A 12161-nucleotide genomic window follows, 5' to 3' on the forward strand; every position below is an offset into this window, starting at 1 on the left:
GATTTGGCACAAATCGTGCGAAGGGCGGAGGGCGCGAGGGACGGAGGCGCGGGCTACGGGCGCGTGCGGGGCGGGGCGACGGAGTCGCGCTCGATGAAGTCCGCCTCGAGGACGTGCGTGGCGGCGGGCGCGTCGCTGCCCGCGACGCGGGCGAGCAGGCACTCCGCGGTCAGCTCGCCGAGCTGGTGCATGGGCTGCGCGACCACGGACATCGGCGGCGTCATGACGCTCGCCCACGAGCTGTCGTCGAAGCCGATCAGCGAGACGTCCTCCGGGCAGCGGAGGCCGCGCTGGCGCAGCGCGCGCAGGGAGCCGGTCAGCGCATCCGTCTCGGTGGCGAAGATGGCGGTCGGCGGGTCGGAGAGCGACAGCATCCCGAGCACCGCGCGCGTCGCCTGCGACTCGTTCTTCAGCACGTGGGTCACCAGCGACGTGTCGAAGGGGATTCCGGCCAGCTCCAGCGCGTCCAGGTAGCCGAGCAGGCGCTCGCCGTCCGACCACAGCGCGTGGTCGATGATGCGGCGGAGGTCGTCGGCGTCCGCGGCAGGCTCGTTCGTCACCGGGCCCCAGACGAACGCGATCCGGCGGTGCCCCTTCTCGATCAGGGACATGACGGCCTGACGGGACGCCTCCCGGTTGTTGATGACGACGGCGTCGGCCTCCACCGTGTCCACGAGGCGGTCGAGCAGCACCAGCGGGATCTCCCGCTTGGCGACGATGTCGAGGTGCGGGAGGTCGGCGCTGCGGCCGGCCGCGGGGGCGAGGGCGATGCCGTCGACCTGCTTGTCGACGAGCACCTCGATCGCCGCCTCCTCCAGACGCAGGTCCTCGTCGGTGCTCAGCACGATGACGTCGTAGTCGGCCTTGCGGGCCGCGTCGCTGATCCCGCGCAGAACGCCCGCGAAGAACGGGTTGCCGACGTCGGCGAGCACGACGCCGAGCGTGCGGGTCTCGCCGGTCGTCATGCTGCGCGCGATCGAGTTCGGCCGGTAGCCGAGCTCCTTCGCGACGGCGAGGATGCGGTCCCGCGTCTTCGGGCTCACCGAGCCGTAGCCGCCGAGGGTGCGGGCGACGGTCGCACGGCCGACGCCGGCGGCCGCCGCCACCTCCGAGATCGTCGGCGAGGGAGTGCGGTGATCGCGTTCCGTGGACATCGCCACCCCTTCCTGATCCGGGGCGGCCTGCGCCCTATCCCGCGTCGCCCGCGGCCACCGGCGGCAGCGAACCGACCCGCACCGACTCGTCGACGGCGCGGCCGTGACCGAACGCTCCCTCGACCGTGCACTGCCGTGCGGCGAACTGCGCCGCCCGCCGCATCGACCTGTGCAGCGCGGCGCCGCCGGCCCGCGCGTTCCTGCGCCAGCCGGATCGCAGCAATTCAACCACGAACGCGCTCACGTAGGCGTCGCCGCATCCCATCGTGTCGACGAAGGGCCCCGGCACCGGCGCCGCGTCGGAGTAGTAGTACGCGTCGCCGTCGAACAGGACCGCGCCGCCCTCCCCCAGCGTCCCGAGCACGAGCGACGGCCCGTGCGCGGCGATCCGGCGGAGCTCCGCCCAGGTGTCCGTCCGCGAGAGCGTGCCGAGGGACACCAGCGCCAGGTCGACCCACGGGCCGACCGCCTGCAGGTACTCGGTCGTGCGGTACTCCGGCTCGGACGAGAAGTCGTACGAGCGCAGCGTCCGGGTGGCGGCGAGCTTCGGCAGCTCCGGGATGACGCCCGAGTAGGCGCTCGAGTGGATGAGCGAGAAGCCGGACGCGTAGCGCACGTCCTCGTCGCTCAGCCGGACGGGGTCGCTCAGCGTGACGCCGCCCTGGTTCCAGCCGAGGAACCGCCGTTCGCCGTCGACCGTCTCGATCTCGGTCACCCCGTTGGGGCCCGGGCGCACCGAGGACCGCGAGGTGTCGACCCCGCAGTCCTCGATGGCCTGTCGCACGAAGCGCCCCTGCTCATCGTCGCCGAAGACCCCGAGGTACGCGGCCTCGGCGCCGAGCTGCCGGGCGAAGACCGCGACGTTCACGGCGTTCCCTCCCGGGTACTCCACGCCGCGGTCGACGAACCGGTCGACGATGTTGTCCCCGAGACCGAGGACGCGCACCGTGCTCATCGGCGCCCGCTCAGTACGCCACGACGCGGTAGTAGCGGCGCAGGTCGAGGGAGTGGTCGCGCACCTGGGCGAGGTGCTTGCTGAAGCGGTCGACGACCGCATCGACGACCATCGGCGCCAGCAGCCCGCGGAACTCGTCGCTCACACCGGGGAGGGCGTAGTCCTTGGTGTCGATGACGGTGACGTCGTCGCTGTACTCCTTCGAGAAGGAGATGACGCGGTCGGTGAGCGGACGGGTCTCGTCCTCGCCGGCGAACACGATGATGCTCGTGTCCTTCTCGATGAGCTCGAGCGAGCCGTGGAAGAACTCCGCGGCGTGGACGCGCGTGGTGGTCAGCCACTGCATCTCCTCGAGGATGCACATCGAGTACAGGTAGGTGAAGCCCCACAGCTGACCGGATCCGGTCAGGAAGTGGTAGTCGGTCTCGGCGTGCTTCTTCGCGAAGGCCTCGCCGACCGAGTCGGCCTGCTCGGTCACGGCGACGAGCGCCTCGGGGATCGCCTCGAGGTCCTTCACCAGGCGGTCGTAGCCGTCGAACTCGCCGCGCAGCGACAGGAACTTGGCGGCGAAGGTGAGGAACTGCACGTCGAACGGCCACGCCTTCGGCGCGGAGAGGAGCACCTCGTCGACGGCGGTGGCGATCGGGCTGTCGGCCTGGCCGGTGAAGCCGACGGTGAGCGCACCCTTCTCGCGGGCGAACTCGACGCAGTCGATGATGTCCTCGGTGGTGCCGGAGACGGACGCGAAGATCGCGACGGAGTCCGGGCCGAACTGCGGGTCCGGGGCGAGGATGAACTCCTTACCGATGACGGCGCGCACGGGGAACGCCGAGTGCGTCTGGAACAGGCGCTCGTAGGGAAGCGCGGCGGCGTAGGTGCCGCCGGCGCCGATGAAGTAGATGTTCTTCCAGCGGCCGGCGCTGACGCGCTCCGCGAGCTCCTCGATCTGGCGCCGGAGCGCGACGGTGCTCCGAACCTGCTCCAGGAATTCCTCTTCATTGAAGCCCAGCATGTGTCTCCCTCCACCGATCCACTTTTTGGTACCGGTATCAATTCGTCTCAATGCTGGCACAGGGTCGCGCTGCGCGCAACCGCGCGTCGGCCGTCCCGCCACCGCGCGGCATCGAGTCGTGAGTAGTTGCTCCAATCGGCGGCGAGTGGCGACAAGATGTCACCACTCGGCGAGGGATGGGCGGTGGAAGGGCGTGGGCGGACGGAATGCGCGAAGGGAGCGCGAGCGGACGGGAACGGCGGAGGGCGTAAGCGGCGCGCGGGGAGCGGAGGCGCGGGGCGTACTCCGGGATGCGGGCGCGCGCACCCCCCTGAACGAGCGCGCGTGCGCGTGGTTGCGTGGCGGCATGCCTGAGAACCAGTTCACCTTCGACAACCCCGTCGACCGGTACCCGGTCATCCACCCCGACGAGAAGCAGGTGCCCGAGCCGGGCCTCGAGAGCGACCTGCAGCCGTCCGCCGACCTCGGCGAGGACAGCTACGTCGGCAACGGACGCCTCACCGGCCGCAAAGCCGTCGTGACCGGCGGCGACTCCGGGATCGGCGCGGCCACCGCCATCGCCTTCGCCCGCGAGGGCGCCGATGTCGCGATCGTCTACCTGCCCGAGGAGGAGGAGGATGCGCAGCGCATCGCGGGCCTCATCCGCGACGCCGGACGCACGGCCGTCACCATCCCCGGCGACCTGAAGGAGCGCGCGTTCAGCGACGAGGTCGTGAAGCGCGCCATCGACGAGCTCGGCGGAATCGACATCCTCGTCAACAACGCCGGCAAGCAGATCTCCATGGAGAGCCTCACCGACATCAACGACGACCAGTTCGACCACACGATGAAGACGAACGTCTACGCGATGTTCTGGCTGACGCGCGCGGCGCTGCCGCACCTGCCGGCCGGCGCGACGATCATCAACACCACGTCCATCCAGGCGTACCAGCCGAGCGAGCAGCTCGTGGACTACGCGACGACCAAGGCGGCGATCAACGCCTTCACGAAGGCGCTCGCTCAACAGCTGGCGCCGAAGGGGATCCGCGTCAACGCGGTCGCGCCGGGCCCGATCTGGACGCCGCTGCAGGTGAGCAAGGGCCAGCCCGCGGAGGCGATCCCCGAGTTCGGCCAGCAGACCCCGCTCGGCCGTCCCGGTCAGCCCGCCGAGCTCGCGCCCGCCTACGTGTTCCTCGCGTCTCCGGAGTCGAGCTACGTCATCGGGGAGACCCTCGCCGTCACCGGCGGGATGCCGACGCCGTAGCCTTTCCGGACCGGCGGAACCTCCGCCAGCCGGACCTTGAACTACCGGCCCCGACCCGCCGTGGCGACCCGAACGCGCACGGAGGGGCGGGGCCGGTTTCGTGTTCCGCGCCGCATGCGCGGGGCAGCACCGCAGAGTCACGTTCCGCGGTCACGCGCCGCGCGGTCAGCCCGCCCAGGGCAAGCGCAGCAGCTGCGCGGAGTCCCCGCGCGTCAGCACGAGGTGCGTGGCGGCTGCGACCCCCCGCAGCATCCCGGACCGCTGGTACCGCACGGGTACCGGCACGCCGTCGACCAGGGTGCACGCGACCGCCCGGTCGCGGGAACCGTGACCGCCTTCGCCGGCGCAGCCCGCTGCGCCCGGCCCGACGGGCTCGAGCGCCGGCAGCGCACGCCCTAGCCGCCCCTGGATCAGCGGCCAGCCCAGCACGGCGAGCGCCACGACGGCCGCGAGCGGGTTGCCGGGCAGGCCGAGCAGGTGGCGTCCGTCGGGCAGCAGCGCGAGCAGGACCGAGCCGCCCGGGCGCAGTGCGACACCGTCGATCAGGATGCGCGCCTCCAGCCGCCGGAGCGCCTCCCGCAACGGGTCGGCCGGGCCGTGAGCGGTGCCGCCGGAGGTGATGATGGTCTCCGCGCGGGTGTGGCGGATGGCCGCGGCCACGTCGTCCGGTCGATCGGATGCCCGCCGGGTGGTCGCGCAGCGGGCGCCGAAGGCCGTCAGCAGCGACGGCATCATCGGTGTGAGACTGTCCGGCACTGCTCCCGGGGCGGGCCGCGGACCCGTTCCCGCATCCGGCGCCGTCAGCTCGTCGCCGATGGCCACGAACGCAACCAGCGGAGGCGCGGAGACGTCGACCTGCCCGACCCCGGCGGCGGCGAGCAGCCCGAGCGCGGGCGGGGACAGCACGACCCCGGCCGCAAGCAGCACCTCGCCGGGAACCGCCTCCTCGCCCTCCCGACGGATGTCGACACCGGGCAGGGGCGGCTCCAGCACGTCGATCAGCCCGTCGGCCGCCGACGGGATCGCCTGCTCGGAGCGGACGATGCCGAGCGTGCAGGGCGGCACGGGCGCCCCGGTGGCCACCGGCCGCGCCTCGCCGGGCGCCAGGGGAGCTGCGGGCGGCGGGTTCCCGGCGAGCACCGGCTCGCCTGCCCGCCAAGGGCCGTCGCCCGCGACCGCCCAGCCGTCCATGGCCGAGTTGTCGAACCGGGGCAGTGGATGCGCACACCGCGCATCCGAGGCGAGCACGAGGCCCGCGGCGCGGCCGGTCGGCACCGTCATCACGCGGGTCGACGCGCTCCGCCCGAGTTCATGGGCGAGCTCCCGCGCATCCGACCAGGTCGTCACGCCGAGCGCCTCTCGATCGCGGCGACGAGCGCGGCGACCACCTCCGCCAGGGGAAGGCCGCGCCCGACCGCGATGCCCGCGATGAAGGTCGTGAGCGGTGCCGCCGGGCGTGCGATGCCGTGCGCCGCGTCCCGCGCCAGATCGAGCACGGCGGCGATGTCACCGGGTTCGAGGGTGGCGCCGACCGCTTCGGCGGCCTCCGCCGCCCAGTCGTCGAGCTCAGACGGTTCCATGGACGAGCCTCCTGTCGTCTGTCGTGCGCGCGGTGGGCAGGTCGGCCCGCGTGTCGATGTCCGCGCACGCGTGGGCAGCGGCCGCGTGGCGGCGGGTGTCGCGGTCGAACAGCGCGGACGCCGGTCTGCCGGGGAGGCCGCCGTCCGCCCGCAACTCGTCGATCCGGGCGTGCAGAGCTGCGAGCGACGCGCGGGCGAGCAGCCACTGCGGCCTGCCGTCCTGGTCGGTCAGCACTCCCAGCCCGATCGCTCGCAGGGCCTCCGCCGCCGACCAGGGGTCGGCCAGGTCGGCGGGGAGGAGTAGAAGGTCGCCGTCCGTGAGCGGGCGGCCCACCGACGACGTGAGGGCGTCCACCCCCGCCGCGACCGCCGCGCACGGACCGCCCCAGCGCGGGAACTCGCTCACCGTGACGGCGTCCGCATCGGGAAGGTCGGCCGCGGTCACGACCACCACGTGCGGGATGTCGCGCACCGCATCCATCGTCCGCTGCAGAAGGGTGTTCCCGTCCAGGACGTGCTGCAGCTTGTCGGAGCCGAAGCGAGACGACCGACCTCCCGCGACCACGATCGCCGCGACCAGGATCGCCGCGACCGGCGCAGCGCCGACCCGCGCGCCGGCCTCCTCGCCGGTCATGAGGCGGCCCCCGGCGGACGCTCCCCGAGCGCCCAGTTGACGCCCCAGCCCACCACGATGGTGAACGCGATCGCGGCCGACATCGACAGGATTCCGACCGGCGTCGCGATGACGCCCAGGCTCACGATGAGCGTGGTCGCCCCGGCCGGTGGATGCTGCAGCTTCAGCGCATGCAGGACGAACGCCGTGATCGCCACCGACAGCGCGCCCGCGAGCACGTACCCCAGGGAGAGACCGGCGGAGGGTGCGGACGGCTTGCCGTTCATCCCGAACAGGAAGAGGCAGGCCACGCCCGCGACGAGGGCGACACCGTGCCCCACGGCGGCGTTCAGCGGCCGCGAGGTGGGATGCTGCGGCGCCCCGAAGATCAGCATGACGGTCGGCCCGAGGCTCGGGAACAGCCACGGCGAGCTCAACACGATGCCGATCGCGCCGGAGGCGGCCAGGACCACGAGCGACAGGACCGCCGTGTAGGCACCGGCACCGGCCGTACCGGCGCGCTCCGACACGCGTTCGAGGAGGGACGGCTTCATCGTTCGCTCCTCACGACGCCGCGATCAGCGCCTGCGGCGCCGCCTGCTTCATCCGCGTCATCAGCCACCGCAACTGAACGCTGGTCTCGTGCTCGCAACCGGCGATGATCTGCAGCAGCTCCGCATCCCGAAGCGCCTGTGCCGCCTGCTTGACCATGGTCCAGGTGACGTCGGTGAGACTGGCCAGCAGGTAGAGGTCCTGCAGGTCGCGCAGCAGTCCGAGCGGTCCGGAACGCGCCTCCTCGATCGCGTCGGCGTGCAGGCGCTCGGGCTCGTCGTCACCCTCGGAGCTGCTGCCGTAGCGCTCGATGACCGGGTCGAGGCGGGTCCGGTGGTCCTCGCACTGGGCGGCGAGGGTCAGGCAGAGCAGGTGCACGTCCGGCTCGTCGCCGTGCGCGTCGGCGACCTGGCGGAACGACCGCGCCAGCGTGGACTCGGACTCGGCGAGGAGCGACAGGTAGACCGGCAGCTTCACGATGCGCTCCCCTCGGCGGTGTCGCCCGCATCCAGCCGTCGCACCTGGACGGCCGCGGACTTGAACACCGGCTGCTTCGAGACCGGGTCCCACTCGGTGGCGGTGAGCTCGTTCGCCGCAGTCGGGCGGCGCTCGGGCGCGCCGGGCGGCGCATCCCAGTAGCCGTAGTGGAACGGCGCGAACACGGTGCCGTTCCGCGGCTCCCCGAGGCGCGCGGGTGCCACCAGGCGGCCGCGGCGCGAGACGACCTCCACTAGGTCGCCCTCGGCGATGCCGCGAGCCTCCGCGTCCGCGGGGGACAGCTCCACCCAGACGTGCGGCGCCGCATCCGCGAGCTCGGGACTGCGGCCCGTCTTGGTGCGGGTGTGGAAGTGGTAGACGCTGCGGCCGGTGGTCAGCTGGAGCGGGTACTCGTCGTCCGGCGGCTCGTGCGGCCCCGAGTAGGGCGCCGACTTGAGGATCGCCCGGCCGTCCGGGCGGAACGCGCGGAACGCCTCCTCCCCGACCGTCGCGCCGGTCAGCAGGTCGTGCCCGTAGCTCTCGCAGTAGTCCGGGTGCGAGGGGAAGTCGCCGTCCGCGTACAGGCGCGTCACGCTCTCCGTCTCGCCCTCGCGCCGCGGCCAGCGGATTCCCGACTCGCGACGCAGGTCGTCGTACGAGATGCCGGTGTAGTCGCAGGGCCGCCCGCGCGAGCACTCCTGCCACGCTCGGTAGACGTCCTCCGGCGTCTCCCATTGGATGAGCGGGGTGCCGTCGGTGCGACGGAAGTCCATCCGCTTCGCGTACTCGAGGAAGATGTCGAGGTCGGCCCGGGCCTCCCCGGGCGGCTCAACAGCTTTCTCGGACAGGTGGACGGTGCGGGTCGCGTTCGTGAAGGTGCCCGTCTTCTCGCCCCAGCCGGCGGCGGGGAGCACCACGTCGGCGAGCTCCGCCGTCTCGGTGAGGTAGAGGTCCTGGACCACCAGGAACAGGTCCGGCTTGCTCAGGATGTCGCGGATGCGCGGCAGCTGCGGCAGCGAGACCGCGGGATTGGTCGCCGAGACCCAGAGGAACGGGATCGAGCCCTGCTCGACGTACCGGAACAGCTGCATCGCGTGGGTCGGCGGCGCCCAGTGCGGGATGACCAGCGGGTCGACACCCCACAGCTCGGCGAGCTGCTTCACGTGCTCCTCGTTCTCCCAGTTGCGGAAGCCCGGCAGATCGCCGTCGGCGCCGCACTCCCGGTTGTTCTGCGCGGTCGGCTGGCCGTTCATCTGCAGGATGCCCGCGCCCGGCCGGCCGATCATGCCGCGGAGCAGGTGCAGGTTGTTCACCTGGCACGACGACGCCGTCGCCTGCGGCGCCTGGTAGAAGCCCTGCAGCACTGTCGAGAGCACGCGCGGCGACTCCGCGAAGATGCGCGCCGCCCGCCGGATGTCGTCGGCCGGCACTCCGCACACCTCGGCGGCGCGCTCCGGCGTCCACCGCTCGACCTGTGCCTTCAGCTCGTCGAGGCCGATGGTGTGGGCGGCCACGTAGTCCTCGTCGATCCAGCCGTTCTCGAGCAGCTCGCGCTCGAGGGCGAGCAGCAGGGCGAGGTTGGTGCCGGGCCGCAACGCGAGGTGGACCTCCGCCTTCTCGGCCGTCGCCGTCCGGCGCGGGTCGACGACCACGAGCCGCGGCGGGTTCGGCCCGGCGAGGCGGTCGAGCACGCGCGCCCACGTCACGGTCTGCGTAGCCGCGAGGTTGTGACCCCACAGGAACATCGCGTCGCACTCGTCGATGTCCTCGTAGCAGCCGGGCTGCCCGTCCGCGCCGAAGGTCTCCTTGAGCGAGGAGGCTGCGGTCGCGGTGCACAGGCGGGTGTTCCCGTCCATGTGCGGGGTGCCGATGCCGGCCTTACCGATCACGCCGAGCGCGTAGTACTCCTCGAGGAACAGCTGGCCGGACGTGTAGAACCCATGGCTGAGCGGGCCGACGGTGTCGAGCAGCTCACGGCTGCGGTCGACGATGGCCGACATGGCCTCGTCCCAGGACGCCGGCACCAGCTCACCGTCGCGGCGGACGAGTGGATGCGTCAAGCGGTCGCGCCCGCGCATCCCCTCCCAGCTGGCGTAGAGGCCCTTGGGGCCGAGCCGGCCGTGGTTGATCGGGTCGTCGACCCGACCACGGATGCCGACCATCCGCCCGTCCTTCACCGCGATGTCGCACCCGCAGCCGTTGCTGCACAGCACGCAGGCGCTACGCACCCAGCGGTCGACATCGGCCTCGGTGAGACCCTCCTGCAACATCAGGTCGGCGCGATCGGGCCACCGCCCTCCGCGCGCGAACGGCGTGCGGTCGCCCCACACGTCCTCGATCCGGGAGCGATCCCCGGCGGAAACCGTCGTCGGCTGATCCATGCCGCCATCGTCGGCTCACCCGGCGGAGGACTCAAGCCCCTGCGCGGGCGCAACGGCTTGTCAGCGCGGCACGCGGGTCGGGATGTGCTTGCGGGCGATCACAAGATCGGCCTGTAATAGCCGTCCTCGAGTCCGGGGACCGAATGGATGAGGTCCAAGAGGTGGGAGGAGTAGGAGGAGTCGCCTTCTATGCGGTCCACCAAGCCTGCAAGAAGGGTGAAAGCGGCCGCTGGTGTTTTGGGGGAGAGGTATGCCCTCTTGATCCGCAGAGCGATCTCGGGGAGCGTGACCGACCCGTCGAAACGCCGGTGCCACAAGCGGCCGTGGTGGGCTGCGATATTTCGGATGAAGGCTACGTTCTGCACCGCCTGGAGAAGCTTGGGAACGTCCTCGATTCCGACGGACCTCGCCACGGGCTCCAACACCGACTTGTCCCTCAGCCCTCGGAGCAGGCGCGAGAACGTCCCGATCGAGATGACCTCTACGGCCGCCCAGAACGGGATCGGATCTCCTCTGTCGATGTGGTGCTGGATGAAAATCTCATTCCGGCCCTGCACACGTCCGAGTTCCTCGAGGACGATCTTCCGGTTCTTCAGCTGCTTCACCCACCTGCCGTAGGCAGCGTCGGTAGCGCGCGGTGGGCTGGCCTCCGGGAGAAAGAGATCCTCTCGCAGGTAGTCATCGCCACCTCCGATGACCTGGGTCAGGTGGTAGGCGACGCGGCTCCGCAACGTGGGCTCCACGACGGAGACCCCATCGAGCACCGCGTTTCGGACCGCCCGATCGAGGTCGTAGACCTCCATGAGGGTCGCTGCGGTCGTCCCCGCCCGATATCGTTCCGGCCACGTGTCAGCCTCGTACAGGCATCGTGCATAGCCGCTGAGGCGGTAGTAATTGCTTGCATATAGGAACATGGCGAACTGGCTCGCAGTGACCTCGCCGAGTTCCAAACCTCGGTCCCGATGGCGTTGAACCTGCGCTGTGAGATCGATCCAGTCCTTCACATCCCGCCGATCGCCCGAAACGAAGAACCCACCCAGCTGGAAGCTGAGTGGGCCCGAATGTTGAGATGAGTTTACCATAACGCGGGCTGCGGCCGCTCGACCGGATCAGGCCGGCGACCGCTGCGATGGACGTCAGGACCGCTCCGCCCGGCGACCCTTCCGCTGCGCTCGGATCACCAGCGGCAGCACCACCCAGATGACGAGCACGACCGCGAAGACGCAGCTCGCCGCGATGATGCCCGCCGGGGGCGCCAGCAGGAAGTCGACGATGAAGAGCACGATGCCCGTGAACAGCAGGGAGGCGGCCGCGAGGCAGACGATGAGGATCTTGCTGCCGAAGCCCACGAGCTCCGCCTTCGCGCGCTGGCGGAACAGCAGCCGGTGGAGTGCGACCGGCGCGAGGGCGAACAGCGTGACGATGACCGCCAGGAAGACGAGGACGAGGTAGACCACCACATCCACCGGCGGCAGCTGCGTGAAGCGCTGCTGGAAGGGGAGGGTCAGCAGGAAGGCGGCGAGGATCTGCGTCCCCGTCTGGAAGACACGGAACTCCTGCAGCAGCTCGTTCCAGTTGCGGTCCGCCCGCTGGGTCGGTGTCTCGTCGCGGCCGTCGGTCGGGTCGGCGTCCGTGCCCTCGCTCATCCCCTCAGCTCCTCCAGGTCGCGCCGCACTGCGTCGAGCGCGGCCTCCACGGTCGCCGTGACGACCTCCTCCGGCTCGCCGTCGAAGTGCAGCTCCTCGACGCGGGGAGCGTCGGGGCGTCCGTGCGCAAGGAAGACCGTCCCGGCCTCGCGGCCCTCCTGCGGTCCGGGGCCGCCCGCGCCGGTGACTGCCGCCACCAGATCGGCGCTGAGCAGCCTCCCGACGCCGGATGCCATCTGACCGGCGCACTCCGGCGTGATGACCGGGCCGGGCGTGACTCCGAGCACGTCGAACTTGACGTGCTCGGAGTAGGCGACGACACCTCCGGCGAACCAGTCGCCGGCCTGCGGGGAGGCGCCGAGCGCGGATGCTATCGCGCCGCTGGTGAGCGATTCGGCGACCGCGATGGTCACGCCGTCGGACGATGCCAGGTCGGCGATGCGCTCGCCGAGCTCCGTATGCTCCGTCGTCATGCAGGAACCCTATCCGTTGTCGCTGTCGCCCTCGTCGCCTTCCGCCTGCGAGGGCTTGTCGACGATCTGCTGCTC

At 71.4% G+C, this 12161-nt stretch carries 13 protein-coding genes; 1 reads left to right on the forward strand and 12 read right to left on the reverse strand.

Features of this window, described 5'->3' with window-relative positions; all coding sequences use genetic code 11:
- Nucleotides 1-53: 53 nt before the first annotated feature.
- The 3 genes from J2W45_RS12295 to J2W45_RS12305 are packed head-to-tail and all read right to left on the reverse strand — an operon-like array spanning nucleotide 54 to nucleotide 3121.
- Entirely contained in the window at nucleotides 54-1154 is a 1101-nt protein-coding gene (locus tag J2W45_RS12295; protein ID WP_310132257.1) for a LacI family DNA-binding transcriptional regulator, read from the reverse strand.
- A 34-nt stretch (nucleotides 1155-1188) separates the two neighbouring features.
- The gene (locus J2W45_RS12300) at nucleotides 1189-2109 is read right to left on the reverse strand and encodes a PfkB family carbohydrate kinase (protein ID WP_310132262.1); all 921 of its coding nucleotides are present in this window, start codon (nucleotides 2107-2109) and stop codon (nucleotides 1189-1191) included.
- A 10-nt stretch (nucleotides 2110-2119) separates the two neighbouring features.
- On the reverse strand, nucleotides 2120-3121 hold the full coding sequence (locus J2W45_RS12305; RefSeq protein ID WP_310132263.1) for an SIS domain-containing protein: 1002 nt from the start codon (nucleotides 3119-3121) through the stop codon (nucleotides 2120-2122).
- Nucleotides 3122-3467: 346 nt separating this feature from the next.
- Here J2W45_RS12305 and J2W45_RS12310 point away from each other — a divergent pair, with 346 nt between their 5' ends.
- Nucleotides 3468-4364, forward strand: a complete 897-nt coding sequence (locus tag J2W45_RS12310; protein WP_310132264.1) for a glucose 1-dehydrogenase — start codon at nucleotides 3468-3470, stop codon at nucleotides 4362-4364.
- Nucleotides 4365-4529: 165 nt separating this feature from the next.
- On the opposite strand, the gene J2W45_RS12315 is transcribed toward J2W45_RS12310, so the two are convergent.
- The 9 genes from J2W45_RS12315 to J2W45_RS12355 form a co-directional block, all read right to left on the reverse strand.
- On the reverse strand, nucleotides 4530-5711 hold the full coding sequence (locus J2W45_RS12315) for a molybdopterin-binding protein (RefSeq protein ID WP_310132265.1): 1182 nt from the start codon (nucleotides 5709-5711) through the stop codon (nucleotides 4530-4532).
- Nucleotides 5708-5944, reverse strand: coding sequence for a DUF6457 domain-containing protein (locus J2W45_RS12320; protein WP_310132267.1), 237 nt, complete (start codon nucleotides 5942-5944; stop codon nucleotides 5708-5710). Before J2W45_RS12320 ends, J2W45_RS12315 begins: the two co-directional genes overlap by 4 nt.
- The gene (gene mobA, locus J2W45_RS12325; protein ID WP_310132269.1) at nucleotides 5931-6578 is read right to left on the reverse strand and encodes a molybdenum cofactor guanylyltransferase; all 648 of its coding nucleotides are present in this window, start codon (nucleotides 6576-6578) and stop codon (nucleotides 5931-5933) included. Before mobA ends, J2W45_RS12320 begins: the two co-directional genes overlap by 14 nt.
- Nucleotides 6575-7111, reverse strand: coding sequence for an HPP family protein (locus tag J2W45_RS12330; protein WP_310132270.1), 537 nt, complete (start codon nucleotides 7109-7111; stop codon nucleotides 6575-6577). The genes mobA and J2W45_RS12330 overlap by 4 nt, the downstream gene beginning before the upstream one ends.
- Nucleotides 7112-7121: 10 nt before the next feature.
- Nucleotides 7122-7586 (reverse strand): hypothetical protein, encoded by a 465-nt coding sequence (locus tag J2W45_RS12335; protein ID WP_310132271.1) that lies wholly within the window; start codon nucleotides 7584-7586, stop codon nucleotides 7122-7124.
- Nucleotides 7583-9967: a molybdopterin oxidoreductase family protein gene (locus tag J2W45_RS12340; RefSeq protein WP_310132273.1), complete on the reverse strand. Its 2385-nt coding sequence runs from the start codon at nucleotides 9965-9967 to the stop codon at nucleotides 7583-7585. Before J2W45_RS12340 ends, J2W45_RS12335 begins: the two co-directional genes overlap by 4 nt.
- Nucleotides 9968-10065: 98 nt before the next feature.
- The gene (locus J2W45_RS12345) at nucleotides 10066-10971 is read right to left on the reverse strand and encodes an Abi family protein (protein WP_310132274.1); all 906 of its coding nucleotides are present in this window, start codon (nucleotides 10969-10971) and stop codon (nucleotides 10066-10068) included.
- 132 nt (nucleotides 10972-11103) lie between these two features.
- Nucleotides 11104-11613, reverse strand: a complete 510-nt coding sequence (locus J2W45_RS12350) for a DUF6328 family protein (RefSeq protein ID WP_310132277.1) — start codon at nucleotides 11611-11613, stop codon at nucleotides 11104-11106.
- On the reverse strand, nucleotides 11610-12086 hold the full coding sequence (locus J2W45_RS12355) for a CinA family protein (RefSeq protein WP_310132280.1): 477 nt from the start codon (nucleotides 12084-12086) through the stop codon (nucleotides 11610-11612). Before J2W45_RS12355 ends, J2W45_RS12350 begins: the two co-directional genes overlap by 4 nt.
- Nucleotides 12087-12161 lie beyond the last annotated feature (75 nt).

The organism is Leifsonia shinshuensis (assembly GCF_031456835.1).
Taxonomy (GTDB): domain Bacteria; phylum Actinomycetota; class Actinomycetes; order Actinomycetales; family Microbacteriaceae; genus Leifsonia; species Leifsonia shinshuensis_C.

What these genes read in the sequence shown, in the direction of transcription:
- J2W45_RS12295 (WP_310132257.1), bottom strand. Translation starts at nt 1,154, where the DNA reads ATGTCCACGGAACGCGATCACCGCACTCCCTCGCCGACGATCTCGGAG.
- J2W45_RS12300 (WP_310132262.1), bottom strand. Translation starts at nt 2,109, where the DNA reads ATGAGCACGGTGCGCGTCCTCGGTCTCGGGGACAACATCGTCGACCGG.
- J2W45_RS12305 (WP_310132263.1), bottom strand. Translation starts at nt 3,121, where the DNA reads ATGCTGGGCTTCAATGAAGAGGAATTCCTGGAGCAGGTTCGGAGCACC.
- J2W45_RS12310 (WP_310132264.1), top strand. Translation starts at nt 3,468, where the DNA reads ATGCCTGAGAACCAGTTCACCTTCGACAACCCCGTCGACCGGTACCCG.
- J2W45_RS12320 (WP_310132267.1), bottom strand. Translation starts at nt 5,944, where the DNA reads ATGGAACCGTCTGAGCTCGACGACTGGGCGGCGGAGGCCGCCGAAGCG.
- mobA (WP_310132269.1), bottom strand. Translation starts at nt 6,578, where the DNA reads ATGACCGGCGAGGAGGCCGGCGCGCGGGTCGGCGCTGCGCCGGTCGCG.
- J2W45_RS12330 (WP_310132270.1), bottom strand. Translation starts at nt 7,111, where the DNA reads ATGAAGCCGTCCCTCCTCGAACGCGTGTCGGAGCGCGCCGGTACGGCC.
- J2W45_RS12340 (WP_310132273.1), bottom strand. Translation starts at nt 9,967, where the DNA reads ATGGATCAGCCGACGACGGTTTCCGCCGGGGATCGCTCCCGGATCGAG.
- J2W45_RS12350 (WP_310132277.1), bottom strand. Translation starts at nt 11,613, where the DNA reads ATGAGCGAGGGCACGGACGCCGACCCGACCGACGGCCGCGACGAGACA.
- J2W45_RS12355 (WP_310132280.1), bottom strand. Translation starts at nt 12,086, where the DNA reads ATGACGACGGAGCATACGGAGCTCGGCGAGCGCATCGCCGACCTGGCA.